This window comes from Arthrobacter sp. AFG7.2 (genome assembly GCF_002892835.1).
Lineage (GTDB): Bacteria > Actinomycetota > Actinomycetes > Actinomycetales > Micrococcaceae > Arthrobacter.
The window spans coordinates 120,429-137,041 of the sequence record NZ_PJMB01000011.1 but is presented as its reverse complement, the minus strand read 5'-3'; the positions used below and the strand labels follow the sequence as shown (position 1 = coordinate 137,041).

The 16,613-nt window shown below is 64.9% G+C and carries 17 protein-coding genes and 1 pseudogene; 3 read left to right on the top strand and 15 right to left on the bottom strand.

Annotated features, from left to right (window positions below; genetic code table 11):
- Window positions 1-655 (top strand): annotated as a pseudogene (locus CXX84_RS19370) (endonuclease); the annotation flags it as partial.
- Between the two features lie 49 nt (window positions 656-704).
- Here CXX84_RS19370 and CXX84_RS16775 read toward each other — a convergent pair.
- The 12 genes from CXX84_RS16775 to truB form a co-directional block, all read right to left on the bottom strand.
- Window positions 705-1,229, bottom strand: a complete 525-nt coding sequence (locus CXX84_RS16775; protein WP_102977856.1) for a DUF1579 family protein — start codon at window positions 1,227-1,229, stop codon at window positions 705-707.
- A gap of 68 nt (window positions 1,230-1,297) precedes the next feature.
- Complete coding sequence (locus CXX84_RS16770; RefSeq protein ID WP_102977855.1) at window positions 1,298-2,641, bottom strand: M16 family metallopeptidase; 1,344 nt, start codon at window positions 2,639-2,641, stop codon at window positions 1,298-1,300.
- A gap of 112 nt (window positions 2,642-2,753) precedes the next feature.
- Window positions 2,754-5,015 (bottom strand): polyribonucleotide nucleotidyltransferase, encoded by a 2,262-nt coding sequence (locus CXX84_RS16765; protein ID WP_102977854.1) that lies wholly within the window; start codon window positions 5,013-5,015, stop codon window positions 2,754-2,756.
- A gap of 240 nt (window positions 5,016-5,255) precedes the next feature.
- The gene (gene rpsO, locus CXX84_RS16760) at window positions 5,256-5,525 is read right to left on the bottom strand and encodes a 30S ribosomal protein S15 (protein ID WP_102977853.1); all 270 of its coding nucleotides are present in this window, start codon (window positions 5,523-5,525) and stop codon (window positions 5,256-5,258) included.
- Window positions 5,526-5,666: 141 nt separating this feature from the next.
- Complete coding sequence (kynU, locus tag CXX84_RS16755) at window positions 5,667-6,962, bottom strand: kynureninase (protein ID WP_189337630.1); 1,296 nt, start codon at window positions 6,960-6,962, stop codon at window positions 5,667-5,669.
- Window positions 6,959-7,813: a tryptophan 2,3-dioxygenase gene (gene kynA / locus CXX84_RS16750; protein ID WP_102977852.1), complete on the bottom strand. Its 855-nt coding sequence runs from the start codon at window positions 7,811-7,813 to the stop codon at window positions 6,959-6,961. Before kynA ends, kynU begins: the two co-directional genes overlap by 4 nt.
- Before the next feature lie 26 nt (window positions 7,814-7,839).
- The gene (locus CXX84_RS16745) at window positions 7,840-8,823 is read right to left on the bottom strand and encodes a bifunctional riboflavin kinase/FAD synthetase (protein WP_102977851.1); all 984 of its coding nucleotides are present in this window, start codon (window positions 8,821-8,823) and stop codon (window positions 7,840-7,842) included.
- Window positions 8,824-8,942: 119 nt separating this feature from the next.
- Window positions 8,943-9,314 (bottom strand): helix-turn-helix transcriptional regulator, encoded by a 372-nt coding sequence (locus tag CXX84_RS16740; protein ID WP_102977850.1) that lies wholly within the window; start codon window positions 9,312-9,314, stop codon window positions 8,943-8,945.
- A 21-nt stretch (window positions 9,315-9,335) separates the two neighbouring features.
- Window positions 9,336-10,367, bottom strand: a complete 1,032-nt coding sequence (locus tag CXX84_RS16735) for a TerC family protein (RefSeq protein ID WP_102977849.1) — start codon at window positions 10,365-10,367, stop codon at window positions 9,336-9,338.
- Window positions 10,368-10,570: 203 nt separating this feature from the next.
- Window positions 10,571-11,035, bottom strand: a complete 465-nt coding sequence (locus CXX84_RS16730) for a hypothetical protein (RefSeq protein WP_102977865.1) — start codon at window positions 11,033-11,035, stop codon at window positions 10,571-10,573.
- 19 nt (window positions 11,036-11,054) lie between these two features.
- Entirely contained in the window at window positions 11,055-11,408 is a 354-nt protein-coding gene (locus CXX84_RS16725; protein ID WP_102977864.1) for a hypothetical protein, read from the bottom strand.
- A 2-nt stretch (window positions 11,409-11,410) separates the two neighbouring features.
- Window positions 11,411-12,349 carry a tRNA pseudouridine(55) synthase TruB gene (truB, locus tag CXX84_RS16720; protein ID WP_102977848.1) on the bottom strand — a complete coding sequence of 313 codons (939 nt, stop codon included), beginning with the start codon at window positions 12,347-12,349 and terminating at the stop codon, window positions 11,411-11,413.
- Window positions 12,350-12,440: 91 nt separating this feature from the next.
- Between truB and CXX84_RS16715 the strand changes: the two genes are divergently transcribed.
- On the top strand, window positions 12,441-13,595 hold the full coding sequence (locus tag CXX84_RS16715; protein ID WP_189337629.1) for a pyridoxal phosphate-dependent aminotransferase: 1,155 nt from the start codon (window positions 12,441-12,443) through the stop codon (window positions 13,593-13,595).
- Between the two features lie 61 nt (window positions 13,596-13,656).
- On the opposite strand, the gene trxA is transcribed toward CXX84_RS16715, so the two are convergent.
- A complete protein-coding gene (gene trxA, locus CXX84_RS16710; protein ID WP_102977846.1) occupies window positions 13,657-14,094 on the bottom strand; it encodes a thioredoxin in 438 nt (145 codons plus the stop codon).
- Between the two features lie 2 nt (window positions 14,095-14,096).
- The gene (locus CXX84_RS16705) at window positions 14,097-14,582 is read right to left on the bottom strand and encodes a nucleoside deaminase (RefSeq protein WP_102977845.1); all 486 of its coding nucleotides are present in this window, start codon (window positions 14,580-14,582) and stop codon (window positions 14,097-14,099) included.
- Window positions 14,583-14,760: 178 nt separating this feature from the next.
- Here CXX84_RS16705 and CXX84_RS16700 point away from each other — a divergent pair, with 178 nt between their 5' ends.
- Window positions 14,761-15,882 carry a ScyD/ScyE family protein gene (locus tag CXX84_RS16700; RefSeq protein ID WP_102977844.1) on the top strand — a complete coding sequence of 374 codons (1,122 nt, stop codon included), beginning with the start codon at window positions 14,761-14,763 and terminating at the stop codon, window positions 15,880-15,882.
- Window positions 15,883-15,973: 91 nt separating this feature from the next.
- Here the strand turns inward: CXX84_RS16700 and rbfA are convergent, their stop codons facing one another.
- Window positions 15,974-16,483, bottom strand: coding sequence for a 30S ribosome-binding factor RbfA (rbfA, locus tag CXX84_RS16695; protein WP_102977843.1), 510 nt, complete (start codon window positions 16,481-16,483; stop codon window positions 15,974-15,976).
- Between the last annotated feature and the right edge of the window lie 130 nt (window positions 16,484-16,613).

Sequence of the window (16,613 nt, the reverse complement as noted above, 5' to 3'; positions counted from 1 at the left end):
CGGGTTTGGCCCGATCCCGCCGTCCATGGCCCGCCAGCTGGTCGCGGACGGCGCCGATTCGTTCCACCGCGTGCTGGTGGACCCGCGTGACGGGGCGCCGCTGGAAATCGGCCGGACCAGCTACCGGGTCACCAAAGCCATGCGGAACTGGCTGCGAATGCGGGACGGTAAATGCCCGTTCCCCGGCTGCAGCAACCATTCCCTGGACAACGAAGCAGACCATCTCCTCGCCTGGCACAAAGGCGGGACCACCGGAATCAGCAACCTCGGGCAACCATGCCCGAGACATCATCGGCTCCGGCATACCAGCGGCTGGACACCAAGCCCCGCCACCAAGAACGAACCACCCGGGTGGATCTCACCCTCCGGGCGGCACTACAAAAGCGAACACCAGGACTGGGAACCACCCCACTGGCCAGGCTGGCTTGATTCTGAATGCATGGCTGGCGTCCACGAGCGGGTCGGCGGTTCACTAGGTCATGCGGCGATTTCAGAGGTGCTTGATGACGAGGATCCTCCCCTCGTTGACCTGCCGGAATTCGAGATTCCAGAGGACCCGGGAGTAGCGGAGTGCGACCTGCCTCAGGATCCGTTCGGCGAGTTCTACCTGATGCTGGCCTTGACCGGCCATGTCCTGTCCGAGCCACGGAGCTAGACACGATGCAGACGAAGGTGGGGCATCCGGACGTATGTCCCGGCCAAGGTCACATTCGTGGTGCGCCACGATCCCGCCGGTAGCGCGAGGTCATGAAGGGCTTGTATGAGGCCGCGGCCCCGTCTGCGGCAATCCGGTCGCCGAAATCAGTATCCTTGCGGTCATCCCGGCGTAGCTCGGCGACATCGACGAGGACACCGTCGGTAACGCTCAAGGTGTGACGGGTAGAGCCGGAACCGGTGTGGCGCTCCACTTGGAGGACCCCGTCGCGCCAGGTGCAGCGCGCCGGGCCCGCCGGGGCAGGAATCACACTGTCCACGTAGTACCAGAGAACATCCTGGCGGTCCGGATCAACAGTGAAGATGCCATGGCCTTCGAAGTGGCCACCGTCGGACTCCGTGTGCCGGTAGCTTTGCACCACCGCGGAGCCGCCGGCAACCAGGGTGAACGTCACTTCCGCGTCCACTGTCCGTTCCGGGCCCCAAGGACCGGGCTCCAGCCGTGTGGTTCCGCGCCAGCGGCCCAGCAGGTTCGCCAGTGCCGGGTGTTCACGGCCTGACCGGGGCTGGTCCATAACTCAGTACCCCTCACTGGAACCATGGCCGGCTCTCACGGGTTCATCCTAAGCCTGTGGCCCGGAAGTCAGAACCCGAAAGTTTCAGTCTCCTCGAAGGGCCCCACCACGGTGACAGTCCGGGGCGCTGCGGCGAGTTCGGCAGCCAGCTCCTGGACCTGTTCAGCGGTGACTGCCTTAATGAGGCGCAGTGTTTCGTCGATGTCCTGGTATTCGCCGGAGACGAGTTCGGCACGGCCCAACCGGGACATCCGGGAGCCTGTGTCCTCCAGGGCCAGGACAATCCCCCCGCCGAGCTGGCCCACGGCTTTGCGGAGCTCGTCCTCAGTGATGCCGTGCTCTGCCAGCTTGTCCAGCTCAATGGCCAGCAGGTCCAGCACTTGGCGTACCTTGGACGGAGTGCACCCTGCGTACATGCCGAAGTAGCCGGCATCCGCATACGAGGACGCAAAGGAGTACGTGGAGTAGACCAGGCCGCGCTTCTCGCGGATCTCCTGGAACAGCCGTGAGGACATACCCCCGCCCAGCACGGCGTTCAGGACACTCATCACGTAGCGCCGCTCATCCGTGGCAACGATGGTGGGGCAACCCATGATGATGTTTGCCTGCTCCACGGCGCGCCTTACGACGTGCAGCCCGGCGGTCCCCGTGATGAGGGCACGGTCGGTGGACCGGCGTTCCACCGGCGCGGCGTCGGACTCAAGTGACCAGCCAGCTGACTGTAGGGCGTCCACCACGAGCCCACAGACGACGTCGTGCTCCAGGCCGCCCGCTGCGGTGATCACCAGCTCGTCAGGGCGGTAATACCGCTGGTAATGCTCCCAGACGGAGTCCCGGGCAACGGCCCTGATGGCGTCGGGAGTGCCGCCGATGGGGCGGCCCAGGGGGTGGCTGCCGAGGACTGCTGACACGAAATGCTCGTGGGCGACGTCTGTGGGGTCATCGCTGTCCATGGCGATTTCCTCAAGGATGACGTCCCGTTCCTGCTCCATTTCAGCCGGATCAAGGACGGCGCCGGTGATCATGTCCGCGATCACGTCAATGGCCATGGGCAGGTCAGTATCCAGGACCCGGGCGAAGTAGCATGTGCTTTCCTTGGCCGTTGCAGCGTTGGATTCGCCCCCTACCTCGTCAAAGGCTGAGGCGATCTCCAGCGCTGTCCGGCGCTTCGTCCCCTTAAAGAGGAGGTGCTCCAGGAAGTGGGTGGACCCGTGCTGGCCTGGCGCCTCGTCCCGTGAACCCACGCCCACCCAGAAGCCGATGGTGGCCGACCGTTGCCCGGGCATTGCCTCGGTCAGCACCCGCACTCCTCCGGGCAGCACTGATCGCCGGACTTCGGAGCCGCCGTCGGAACCATGGACCAGGGTGTCGCCGGGGTGGTTCTGCTCAAGCGGCAGGGGTACAACAGTCATTGAGGCCTTTCAAAAGGGGCAGCCGGGATCTGGCAGCCATCGTAACAGCGGCGGGGCCGGTGGATCATCCACCGGCCCCGCCGTTCATGCTCAGTGCCGTACGGCGAAGATGCTAGACGTCAGCACCTTCAGCAGGTTCCGTGGTGTGGACGCGTTCGGTCTCAACCTCGGCGCCTTCTTCCTCGGCAACTACCGGGGCGAGCGAGAGCTTTCCACGGTCGTCAATCTTGGTGATTTCCACCTGGACCTTCTGGCCGACAGAAACAACATCATCGACGTTGTCCACGCGCTTGCCGTTGGCCAGCTTGCGCAGCTCGGAGATGTGCAGGAGGCCGTCCTTGCCCGGGGTCAGCGACACGAAGGCACCGAAGGTGGTGGTCTTGACGACCGTACCCAGGTAGCGCTCACCGATTTCCGGGACCTGCGGGTTGGCGATGGCGTTGATGGCGGAGCGTGCTGCGTCTGCGGCCGGACCGTTGGTGGCGCCAATGTAGACCGTGCCGTCGTCCTCGATGGAGATGTCGGCGCCGGTGTCTTCCTGGATCTGGTTGATCATCTTGCCCTTGGGGCCAATGACCTCGCCGATCTTGTCCACGGGGATCTTCACGGCGATGACGCGCGGTGCGAACTCGGAGAGCTCGTCCGGGGTGTCGATGGCCGAGTCCATGACCTCGAGGATGTGCAGGCGTGCTTCGCGGGCCTGCTTCAGGGCCGCTGCCAGCACCGAGGCGGGGATGCCGTCAAGCTTGGTGTCCAGCTGGATGGCCGTGACGAACTCGGAGGTACCGGCAACCTTGAAGTCCATGTCGCCGAAGGCGTCTTCCGCGCCAAGGATGTCAGTCAGTGCCGCATAGCGGGTCTGTCCGTCCACCTGGTCGGAGACCAGGCCCATGGCAATACCGGCGACGGCGGCCTTCAGGGGCACACCGGCGTTCAGCATGGACAGGGTCGAGGCGCAGACAGAACCCATCGACGTCGAACCGTTGGAGCTGAGCGCCTCGGATACCTGGCGGATGGCGTACGGGAACTCCTCGCGGGACGGCAGGACCGGCACGAGGGCCCGCTCTGCCAGGGCACCGTGGCCGATCTCGCGGCGCTTGGGCGAACCCACGCGGCCGGTTTCACCGGTGGAGTACGGCGGGAAGTTGTAGTTGTGCATGTAGCGCTTGGTCTTGACCGGCGACAGCGAGTCGATCTGTTGTTCCATCTTCAGCATATTCAGCGTGGTGACACCCATGATCTGGGTCTCGCCGCGCTCGAAGATGGCGGAGCCGTGGACGCGGGGCAGGACCTCAACCTCGGCGGTGAGCTGGCGGATGTCCGTCAGGCCGCGGCCGTCGATGCGGACCTGGTCCTTGAGGATGCGCTGGCGCACGACGTGCTTGGTGATCGAGCGGAATGCTGCGGACACTTCCTTGTCACGGCCTTCGAACTGCCCGGCCAGAGCGGCGGAAACTTCGTCCTTCAGGGCGTCCGAAGCGTCATTGCGCTCCTGCTTGTCCGCGATCTGGAAGACAGCAGCCAGCTTTTCAGCGGCAGCGGACTCAACAGCGGCGTACACGTCGTCCTCGTAGTCCAGGAAGACCGGGAACTCGACCGTCGGCTTCGCAGCGCGGGCGGCCAGGTCGGCCTGGGCGTCGCAGAGTGCCTTGATGAACGGCTTGGCAGCCTCGAGGCCCTCGGAGACAACCTCTTCGGTGGGGGCGGTGGCGCCCTGTTCCTTGATGAGGTTCCAGGAGTTGTCGGTCGCTTCGGCTTCGACCATCATGATGGCGACGTCGTCACCGGCAACGCGGCCGGCAACAACCATGTTGAAGACGGAGTTCTCCAGCTGGGAGTGCTTCGGGAAAGCAACCCACTGTGATCCGTTTTCGTCGGCGACCAGGGCAACGCGGACGCCGCCCATGGGGCCGGAGAACGGCAGGCCGGAAAGCTGCGTGGACATGGAGGAAGCGTTGATGGCCACCACGTCGTAGAGCTCGTCCGGGTTGATGGCCAGGACGGTGACCACGATCTGGACCTCGTTGCGCAGGCCCTTGATGAAGGCGGGGCGCAGCGGGCGGTCCATCAGGCGGCAGGCCAGGATGGCTTCAGTGGACGGGCGTCCTTCACGGCGGAAGAACGAACCCGGGATGCGGCCGGCTGCGTACATGCGCTCTTCGACGTCGACCGTCAGCGGGAAGAAGTCGAAGCCTTCACGCGGGTGCTTGCCGGCGGTGGTGGCGGACAGCAGCGCGGTGTCGTCGTCGATGTAGACCATCGCTGCGCCGGCTGCCTGCTTGGCAAGGCGGCCGGTTTCAAAGCGGATTACACGCTTGCCAAAGCGGCCATTGTCAATAACTGCTTCTGAGAACTGGATTTCGGGACCCTCCAAGAGAGTCACCTCCGTTTCTGTTTACGGAAGTCCAGCCGCATCAACCCGGCCAGCATCTGTCTACTGGCCCTGCACCCGGTCATCGATCGAGACCCACGGGCCGGGGCTTCAGTCAAAGAAGCCGTTCCCGGGGATCACTACCGAGGACCGCGAATGCGTGATGCGGTTGATCCTCCTGTTTAATTTTTCATGTGAAGAAGGCGGCCCGTTCCATGCTGGAATGGGCCGCCCGAGGTCCGACTAGCGGCGCAGGCCGAGGCGCTCGATGAGCGTACGGTAGCGGGCGATGTCAGTCTTCTTGAGGTAGCTCAGCATGCGCTTGCGACGACCAACCATGGCCAGCAGACCGCGCTGGGTGTGGTAATCGTGCTTGTGCTCCTTCATGTGCTCAGTCAGATCCTTGATCCGCTGGGTCAGGACAGCAACCTGGACCTCCGGTGAACCGGTGTCGCCTTCTCCGGTTGCGTACTCCTTGATGATGGACTGCTTTACAGCGGCGTCAAGTGCCACAATAACTCCTAGGGATGTGCCGTGAGGGCCCAGGTCAGTAATTCACTGCCGGGTCTGCCGCGCCAGCACTCCCGGAATACCGGGGCGCTCTGCGCAACAGGAACCAGCCGCCACGGACTGCAGCCGGATCCATCGTTCAGTTTACCGGCCTGAGCCCAATCTTGTCGAAACAGGGGAAAGCCGGTCCCGAACGGCCTCCATGCCCTGCAGGACCTCCCGGAAGCTTGTACTCAGCGGGGAGAGTCCCACGCGGATGCCATGCGGCGCGCGGAAGTCAGGAATCACGTCTCCGTCCCACAGCGCCTCCACCGTTGCCTTGGTGAAGTCGCTGTGGTCTACCGTGATGTGGCTGCCGCGCCTCGCGGGGTCGCGGGGCGTCGCAAGTTCCGCGCCGAGGGGAGCCAGCAGGGCATCAAAAACTTCCACCGCGAAAGCAGTCAGCTGTACCGACTTCTCCCGGATAGCCGCCATGGTGGCTTCCTCAATGAGGTCCAGGGTGCCCTGCATGGCGATCATGCCGAAGATGGCGGGGGTCCCGCTGAGGAATCCCCGGATGCCGGCTGCCGGCTCGTAGCCTGCTGCCATCTCAAAGGCATCCTTGCGTCCCATCCAGCCCCAGATCGGCTGGTTGAGCGAGGGCAGGTGCCGGTGGTTCACGTAGGCAAAAGCCGGCGATCCCGGCCCCCCGTTCAGGTACTTATAGGTGCAGCCCGCCGCGAAGTCAACGCCGGCGCCGTCGAGGTCCATCTCCACTGAACCGGCGGAATGGCACAGGTCCCACACCACCAGCGCGCCGGCGTCGTGCACCGCGGCCGTGATCGCGGGAAGGTCCGCCAGGTGGCCGGAGCGGTAGGCAATATGGCTGAGAAGTACGACGGCGGTGCGCGGCCCCACTGCATCGCGCACCTGCTCAGCGGTCACCCCGGCGGCCTGATCCGCCTGGATCCAGCGGAGGGTGAGGCCCTCCTCCAGTGCAATGCCTTCGACCAGGTAGCGGTCGGTGGGAAAGTTTTGCGTGTCCAGGACCAGCTCGTTGCGGTCCGGGTCAGCCGCCGCGGCGAGGGCGGCGCGGATCAGCTTGTACAGCACCACGGTGGTGGAGTCGGCAATGATTGTCTGGCCGGGGGCGGCGCCAAGAACTGCCCGCCCCAACTGGTCCCCGATACCCTGGGGCATGGCGAGCCAGCGTTCATCCCAGCCGCGGATGAGCCGGCCTCCCCACTCATCGCGGATAAAGGCAGCGACGTCCTCTGCTGTCCGCTTCAACGGCCGCCCCAGGGAGTTGCCGTCCAGGTAGGACAACGGGGTGTCTGTCCCAATGAAATGGTTGCGGTAACTGGCCAGTGCGTCCTGGTTATCCAGCTCTTCCGCGCGCTGCTCCAACACCGCCGCGGTGTCCTCTGTGGTTCCGGCGGTGGCATGACGTTGCGTGCTCATTGTCCGATCTCCGTCCTAACGGCGAACAGCTCCGGGAAAAAGGTGAGTTCGAGGGCTTTCTGCAGGAAGGCGGCGCCGCTGGAGCCGCCCGTCCCGGCCTTCATGCCGATGGTCCTTTGCACCGTGCGCAGGTGCCGGAAACGCCACAGCTGGAAGTTGTCCTCCAGGTCCACCAGCTCCTCGCAGGCCTCGTACGCACCCCAGTTTGCTGCGGCATTCTCGTAGATGTGCTTGAACAGCGGCACCAGTTCCGGGGTGTACTCGTGGGCCTGCGTCACGTCCCGCTGCAGGACGGAAGCGGGCACGTCGAAACCCTGGCGCGCGAGATACCCCAGGAACTCGTCGTAGATGCTGGGAGCGGCCAGCAGTTCCGCCAGCATGGCGTGCGCTGCGGGGTCGGACTCGAAGACCGGGAGCATTTTGCGGTTCTTGTTGCCCAGCACGAACTCAACCGCCCGGTACTGGCTCGACTGGAAGCCGGAGGAGTTGCCCAGGAAGCCGCGGAACTGGGAGTACTCAGTGGGGGTCAGCGTGGCCAGGACGGACCACTGCTCGGTCAGGGTTTTCTGGATGTGCTTGACCCGGGCGATGCCCTTGAGCGCGGAGCCCAGATCGTCCGTCCGCAGCCAGGCGGCCGCGCTGCGCAGTTCATGCAGCACTAGCTTCAGCCACAGCTCCGTGGTCTGGTGCTGGATGATGAAGAGAAGTTCGTCGTGGTGCTCAGGCTCACTGACCGGCTGCTGGGCGCTGAGGAGCGTGGGCAACTGCAGGTAGGATGCGTAGCTCATCCGCGAGCTGAAGTCGCGGACAATTCCCTTGTCCAGCTTCCGGGTGTTTTTCTCGACGGACACGGCACTGCCTTTCTTTGGTGGCGCCCCTAGCGCCTGGCCAGCAGCTCGTGTGCCTGGACGACGTCCAGGCGCATCTGCTCCACGAGTGCCTCCGGCCCACGGTAAGCGACCATGCCGCGCAGGCGGGCAACAAATTCCACAACCACTGTCTGGCCGTACAGATCGAAGTCCTCAACGTCCTCCTTGGGACGGTCGATCACGTGGGCTTCCACCTGGCGGCTGACGCCGTCGAACGTTGGGTTTGAGCCCACGGAAATGGCGGCCGGCCAGCGCGTGCCTGCCTGGTCCACCAGCCACCCGGCGTAAATGCCGTCAGCAGGAATCAGGCCGCTGGCGTCGCTGGACAGGTTGGCGGTGGGAAAGCCCAGGGCACGGCCGCGCGCGGCGCCATGGACTACCTCGCCGCGCATCCGGTGCGGGCGTCCCAGGACAGCGGCCGCGGTGGCAACGTCTCCCTCCTGCAGGGCTTCCCGCACCCAGGTGGAGGAGCAGCGGCGGTCCTTGCCGTCGTCCTCATGCAGCGGGTAGCCCTCCGACCCGAACTCGCTGATCACATGCACTTCGAACCCGAACTTGTCGCCGAGTGCCTTCATGGTGTCAAGGTCTCCCGAGTTGCCGCGGCCGAACCGGGCATCGTGGCCGATGACAACATGTCCGGCGTGCAGGCAGTCCACCAGGTACTGCTCCACAAATTCCTCGGGGGTGAGGCTGGCCAGGTCCAGCGAGTACTTCATGACCAGGACAGCGTCCAGGCCCAGCTCCCCCAGCGCTTCCAGCTTGTCCTGCAGCCCCATGATCAGCTCGGGGGCGGATTCGGGCCGGTGGACCAGCGCAGGGTGCGGATCGAAGGTGACGGCCACCGCTTTGGACCGGGTGATCCGGGCAGTGCGGATCAGCTCAGAGAGCACCTGCTGATGCCCGCGGTGCACGCCGTCGAAGTTTCCGATGGTGACAACAGATGGGCCGAAGTCCGCCGGGACCTCGGACGGATCGTTCCAGATGTAGACCATCACCCTCGCCTTAACCGCTTGCAAGTATCAACGTTCGGGCCCGTACCGGCCGCGGAACTCTATAAGATTACCTGCATTCGGGACCCCGCTCTGACGGAGGGAAAGCCCCGGTTCCGCTGCTACCGGTCAGCCGGCGCCGCCGGGCCATCGCCCGGCGGCGGTCCAGCGAACAGGCTGATCAGCCCGTCTACTTCCTGCGCCGCAGTTGCCGGATGCCGGAAGTGCTGATGGGGCCGGATGGTGTAGTGGGTCCTGCGTCCCACCCTGGCCCGCTGCAGGTATCCCGCGCCTTCAAGGTCCTTGAGGATCTGCAAGGCAGCCCGGGTGGTGATGCCCACCCGGGCTGCAATCTCTGCCACCCTGATGTCAGGGTCGCGTGCCACGGAGAGCAGGACATGCCCGTGGTTCGTGAGGAAGGTCCAGGCGGGCCGCTCGGGCCCGCCTGGACGTGGAGTTTCCCGGCCGTTGTCGCTGGAACTTTCGGCCGTCATGGATGCTCCCTTGCTTCGGTGTTACGAACGGTCGGACCTGCTCGGTTCGCGGCGGCGCCACACCGGTTCCAGCGCCGCCATGTCCTCCCCTGACGCGGTCCCGAACGGGGCATGCTCGGGCGCGGGGAGCGGCTGCCGTCCCTGGCCCCGCGTTGCCCAGAGACTTGCTGCCACGGACACGGAGAGGATCACCGCGATGACCGCCAGGGAAACCGGCGTGGGGATGTAGTAGATGTCAATCTTCAGGAACATCTTAATGCCCACCCAGATCAGGACGAGTGCCAGGCCGGTCTTCAGGTAGATGAACCGGTGGATGAGGTCCGCCAGGAGGAAGTACATGGCCCTCAGGCCCAGGATGGCGAACGCGTTGGCGGTGAACACCAGGAACACGTCATTGGTGACGGCGAAGATGGCGGGAATGGAGTCAACCGCGAAGATGATGTCCGTGACCTCGACGAGAACCAGGACTGCGAGGAGCGGGGTGGCCAGGAGGACGCCGCCGCGCCGGATCAGGAAACGCTGCCCGTGGAAATCATCGGTCATGGGTACGTGCCGGCGGAAGAGCTTCAGCGCGCGGGACTTCTCCGGGTCCAGCTGGTCGTTACGGTGCCGGATCATCCGGTAGCCGGTGATCAGCAGGAACGCGGCGAAGATATACAGTACCCAGCCCGCGCTCTCGATGATGGCGGCGCCTGCGGCGATGAAGATGCCCCGGAACACCAGGGCACCCAGGACACCGAAGAACAGGACGCGGTGCTGGTACTCCCGCGGCACCGCGAAATAGGTGAAGATGATGGCCCAGATAAAGACATTGTCCACGGCGAGGGACTTCTCGATCAGGTAGCCGGCAAAGTATTGCTGGCCAAACTCCGCACCGTAGACCTGCCACACCAGGACGCCAAAGCCAACACCGAAGGCGACCCAAACGCCGGACCAAAGTGCAGCTTCCCGCACCCCGATCACATGTGCTTTGCGGTGGGCAAAAAGGTCAACGGCAAGCATCAGGACGATAAACAGAAGGACGGCCAGCCAGGCCCATAGGGGAACGTTCATCAGGGGGAACCCGCTTCCAGTCAGATGTACCAACTGGAGGTCTTTCCCGGCGCCCGCGGCGCCTGCCCCGCCGGGCCGCTCAGGGGCGGCCGGATTGACGACGAGGCATTCGGGGGATACTCCCCTCCACACGAATTAGTGAACCATACTTCATGTGTTCCGGCAAGAGGCGGAAGCGGGGAAGATGCGGGAGGAAAATCCGGTCAGGCTGCAGCAGCCTTCGCTCCCGGGCGCCGGCGGTACAGCCACACGAGTCCCAGGATGGGCAGGAGCAGGGGGATGAACGCGTAGCCACGGCCGAAGAGCGACCAGACGGTCTCGTGCGGGAATGCCACGGGATCAAACACGCTAAGGGCCCCCACCACCAGCACACCGACCAGTTCAACCAGCACGGCAGCAACCGAAACCTTGAACCAGGTGCTGCCGGCTTTCGCCAGCGAGACGGTGGCCACCACGTACACGAGGGCGGCGAAGGCGGACAGCAGGTAGGCCAGCGGGGCTTCGGAGAATTTGGTGAGGATCTGGTATCCGGCACGTGCGGACGCCGAAATCGCAAAGACGGCGTAGACGGCGATGAGCAGCCGGCCGGGCCCGGTGTTCCGGCTGTTGGCGGGAGTGCTGCCGGCAGGGCCTTGTCCTGCTGCTGCGGTTGTCTGCCGGTCTTTCACGATGGGTGCTTCTTCCACTTCAGTACCAGATTTGGTTCATGCGTGCAGCCATCACCAGTGCGGTAACGCCTACGGCGGCCAGGACAAAGTTGCTCCACCTGGTCCGCTCCAGGATGGACCAGTAGACGGCGGCAGGCGGCAGGAGCATTGCCGTGACGAGGTAGCCCCAGAACTCCCAGGCCTCTCCCGCGATCGGCTCGCCGGATATTACCCGAATGACGGAGCCCACCAGGTAGACCAGAAGGGACACTTCCACTGCCGCAACGGACAGGATGGTGACGTCGTTCGGCGCCTTTTTGAGGATACCGGCTGCCAGGCAGACGGCTGTGGACAGCAGCCCGACCACCAGGATGATGTAGAAATAGGCGTCCACGGTCATCCCTCGCCGGAGGTCTGGACTGGGGCGCTGCCGTTGCCCGGCGCAAAGACGAGGACGGGTTTGGCGAAGCTGCCGGCATCGGCCAGCAGGGCCACGAGGCTTCCGTCCGGCGCGAAGGCGGCTGCGGGACGGTCTGCGGTGGCAGCGGCGGGACTGCCGGGGGCGGCGCCGGCAGCGATGCGCCGTCCGAAGGAGATCTCCGTGGTTTCCTCGGCGCTGAGCTCGCGGTTGGGCATCAGGGCCCGGGCGGCCTGCGACATTTCAAGGACGTTGAGCTCTTCGGCAAGTTGCTCGAGGGTCCTGGCCTGATCCAGGGAGTAGGGGCCCACGTGGGTCCTGCGGAGCGCGGTGAGGTGTCCGCCCACTCCCAGTGCAGTGCCCAGGTCCCGGGCGAGGGCACGGATGTACGTGCCGGAGGAGCATTCCACGGTGACATCCAGGTCCACCACATCCGCCTCTTCGTCCCGCCGGATGGCATGCACCTCAAACCGGTGGATGGTCACGGGGCGCGCGGCAAGCTTCACGTCCTCGCCGGACCTCACCCGCGCATAGGCGCGCTCGCCGTTGACCTTGATGGCGCTGACGCTGCTGGGCACCTGCTGGATGTCGCCTGTCAGGGCCGCGACGCCGTCGTAAATTGCCTGCCCGCTCACCGCGGACGTGCCGGCCGTGGCAGTGACCTCACCTTCGGCGTCGTCCGTGACGGTGGACTGGCCCAGGCGGATGGTGGCGGTGTAGGTCTTGGAGGTGCCCACGATGTAGGTGAGCAGGCGCGTGGCTTTGTTGATGCCGACCACCAGCACTCCGGTGGCCATGGGATCAAGGGTGCCGGCGTGCCCCACTTTCCGGGTACCTGCGAGGCGCCGCATCCGGCCAACCACATCATGGCTGGTCCATCCCTGCGGCTTGTCCACTATCACCAGTCCAGAAAGCACGCCTCCCAGTATATCGGCGCTGGTCCCGGCCCCTGCCCACGCACACGGCCGGACAGAGGCGCCAGCTTCAGCGCCAGCTAGGATGGCAGGCATGCCTGAGCTTGCCGCCCATGTCCGCGAGGTGCCCGTCAACCAGATCCGCGAGATTACCGAGGCTGCGTGGCGCACCCCGGGCGCCCTGGTGCTCAGCATCGGAGAGCCCGGGTTTCCACTCCCCCGGCACGTGCTGGAAGCAGCAATGGCGTGCCTGGACCGGGACGAGACCAACTACACGCCCAACGCCGGCCTTCCGGGGTTGCGGGAGGCTTTCGCGGCCCGATTCCGGGAGCAGCAGGGCATTGATGTTACCGCTGACCGGGTCTACGTGGTGGACGGTGCGCAGCAGGGCCTGCACTTCGCCATGAGCCTGCTGCTCTCCCCCGGCGACGAAATCCTGGTTCCCAACCCGGGCTACCCGACCTTTGCGATGACAGCCCGGCTCCTGAACGCTGTCCCGGTGGGTTATCCGCTCTACCCGGACCACGGCTTCCAGCCCAGGCCACTCGACCTCGAGGCGCTGGTCACGGACCGGACCCGGGTGCTGGTCCTGAACTCGCCTTCCAACCCGCTCGGCGCCGTGCTGAGCGAGGACCTGACCCGGGACCTGATGGACCTGGCCCGCCGGCATGATCTGTGGGTCATCTCCGATGAGTGCTACGAGGCCTTCACCTACGATGTGCCCCACGTCAGCCCCGCCCTGTTCGACGGCGATACGCCCGGTGACGCCCGGGTCTTTACCTCCCTCACCCTGTCCAAGACCTATGGGCTCACCGGGCTGCGGATCGGCGCCCTGGTCTGCCCGCCGGGAATCAAGCAGGAGATGGACAACGTGATGGAGTCGATAGTCTCCTGTGTCGCGTCACCGTCCCAGTACGCCGCGTTGGCCGCCCTGACGGGGCCGCAGGACTATGTGCAGCACGCGCACCGGCACTACCGGGCGAACCGGGACGCGGCGTCGGCTGTTCTCGACGCCAAGGGAATTCCCTACCTCAAGGCCCAGGGAGCCTTCTACTTGTGGGCCGATGTTTCCCACGCCAGTGGCGGCGACGTCCGCAGCTGGGCGCGCCGGTTCCTCGCAGACTCTGGCGTGGCGTTGGCACCGGGAACCGCTTTCGGTTCCATCGGTGAGGGCTGGGTCCGGGTTGCGCTGTGCGGAAAGCAGGATGACCTCGTCGAGGGCCTGGGCAGGCTGCCGGCGCGGGTTTAGCGACTGCCGGCCTTCCCGGACTTGACTGAGGGGTTAACTCAACAGGGCTAATTCAACAGTGTTAGCTTGCAGTTCCAGCCAGCGCGACGTCCAGCCATGAACGCAGAACCTCTGCCGAGGCTGCCCCGGCCTGGCGGGCGGCCACCTTGCCGTCAACAATCACCATCAACGTCGGAATCGCTTGGACCTCGAACCTCCGCGACAGGCCCGGGGCCTTGTCCACGTCCACTTTCACGAGCTTGATCCTGCCGGGCCGTTCCCTTGCCAGCTTGTCGAGGACCGGGCTGACCATCCGGCATGGGCCGCACCACACGGCCCAGAAATCCACGAGTACCGGAACGGGTGACTCCTCGGCGACGGCGGCGAAATCGGCATCGCCCGCCGCCACGATCCAGGGCAGGTCCGCCCTGCAGTTGCCGCAGCGCGGTCGTCCTGCCGCCTGCGCGGGAACCCTGTTGGTCTTCCCGCAGGCCGGACAGCTTGTGAGCGCAGGTTCCATCCCTAGTATTCCTTCCGGCCGGCAAAGACCCCCCACGCCTGGAACGGTGCGTCCGACGACGGAATGTCGCTCTGCTTGACGGGCAGCAGTTCCGGACGGGTTCCGGCGAAGTATTCGTAGAAGACGGCGTCGTCGAACCCTGCGGCGGCGGCCCCATGCCGGTCCGCCGCGAAGTAGACACGGTCGATCCTTGCCCATAACGCAGACGCCAGGCACAGGGGGCAAGGCTCGCAGCTTGCATAAAGAACCGCGCCCTGGAGGTCGTAGCTGGCCGTCGCCGCGGCAGCGGCCCGAATAGCCACCACTTCGGCATGGGCGGTGGGATCGTTGTCGCGGGTAACCCGGTTGACGCCTTCATGCACCCGTCCGTCCGCTGTCACCACCAGGGCGCCGAACGGCCCGCCTCCTTCAGTGACGTTCCTGGTGGCGAGTTCGACGGCCTGTTCGAGGTACTTGGCGGTGCGGTGTGTATCGTTCGGCTGGGTCATAGCTAGATCCTAGCCAAGGGCCAGGCGTTAGGGGATGGAAAGAGGGAGCTGATAGGGGGAAATCCCGGCGACAATCTTTCCAGGCAGGCATAATCTGGCGCCGGGGGGTTCCGAATGTACCGCCTCCCGCAAGGAGGTTCCTTATCCGGCCCGTCAGGGCGTCAACCCGGAGTACCCAATGAAGATTAAGTTTGCCGTCGTCGCATGCCTCGCTGCTGCGGCGACAGTTGTTCCTGCCGGGCCCGCGGCTGCAGTTTCCTCTCCGGAGCACTCGAAGCCGAGCATCCTGGCTGAAGGTTTGATCGCGCCTTTGAGCCTTACGGTCACTTACGATGAATCAGTCCTGGTGACCCAGAATTTCGCCGGTCTTCTCAGCCGCGTGAACGACGATGGAACCACTGCAACCCTCTACCAGGGCGCAGAGGGCTGGAGCGTCGGAGGCGTCGAAACCCGGCACGGCACCCGGTATTTCGTGGAGAATGCCGGCGCCGGGGAAGGCGACCCGGCCGCTCTCAAGGGGTATCTGAAGTCCATCGACCCGCAGGGAGAAGTGCATACCCTGGCTGACCTCGCCGGCCATGAACGGGACAAGAACCCTGACGGGGACCAGCACTACGGTTTTGGCCCCGATGTCCCGGATGCATGCCTCGCCGGGTGGCCTGCTTTCCCGCCGGCCCGGTACCAGGGCGGCCTGGACTCGAATCCCTATGGCGTGGCGATACGCGATGACAAGGCGTACGTTGCGGACGCGGGTGCCAACGCCATCCTGGAAGTGGACCTGGAAACAGGCGACGTTGACACGCTGGCCGTCCTGCCTCCCCGGCCGGCCGTGATTCCCGCCGGGATGAGGATCCCCGTGGATATGGAGGGGACCACCATGGAAGTTCCTGCCTGCGTGGTGGGACACGAATACGCCTTCGAACCCGTGCCCACGGACCTGGAATTCGGCCCGGACGGCCGGCTGTACGTCACGTCCCTTCCTGGCGGGCCGGAGGATCCTTCCCTGGGGGCCCGCGGGGCCGTCTTCCGTGTCAACCCATCCACGGGCAGCACCAAAGTGTGGGCGGAGGACATCCTGAGCCCGACTGGTCTTGCGATCGCTGAGGACGGCGACGTGTACGTCGCATCCCTGTTCGGCAACGAGATCATTGAGATCGATGATTCGAGCAGCCACCGGAAGCAGTTCCTCGCTATTGACGGGCCGGCGGCAGTGGAAATCCGCGGGTCGACGCTGTACGCCACGGCCGGCTTCAGTTTCGCTGATCCCACTCAAGGCCGGGTGGTCAAAGCCGGCCTCTAACTAGCAAAGGAAACAGTTTCCAGCGCAGCAAAAGGCCCGGACTGCCTACGCGGTCCGGGCCTTTTGGGGTGCTGACGGTTAGATGCGGCTGTTACTTGTGGCCGTCTTCGCCGAGGTTCTCGTCGTCGCTGAGGTCAAGGTCCTCTTCGTCGAAGTCGTCTTCGTCGATATCCACGTCCGCGGAGGCGTCACTCTTGTACGGATCGGCTTCGCCTGCGTGCTTGGCCTGGGCAGCCAGTGCGGCCACCTCAGCATCACGCTTCTTGGCTTCCCGCAGCAGCTCCTCAAGGTTGGAAGCAACCACGGGAATCTGGTCAGCCACGAATTCAAGGCTGGGAGTCAGCCGGACGGTAATGTTCCGGCCCACCTCCTGCCGAAGCACGCCCTTGGCCTTCTCGAGTCCCTTGGCAGCATCGGCCTGGACAGCCTGGTCACCAAACACGGTGTAGTAGACGGTGGCATGCTGCAAATCATTCGTCACCCGGGCATCAGTAACAGTAATGCCCTCCAGCCGAGGATCCTTAACCTTCCGGCCAAGGGCCTCAGCAACAACAACCTTAATCCGCTGCGCCAACTTGGCAGCACGTGCCGGATCAGCCATGAACAACTCCTATAAGAAGAAAAATTTGGGACGTACGACGGCGCGGGGACGGTTCGACTTTTACGTTGCCTTCACTGCCACGCGCCTTGGCGAGTCAGGGACGATGCCGGAGAGTTTTGGGGGCGCCCGG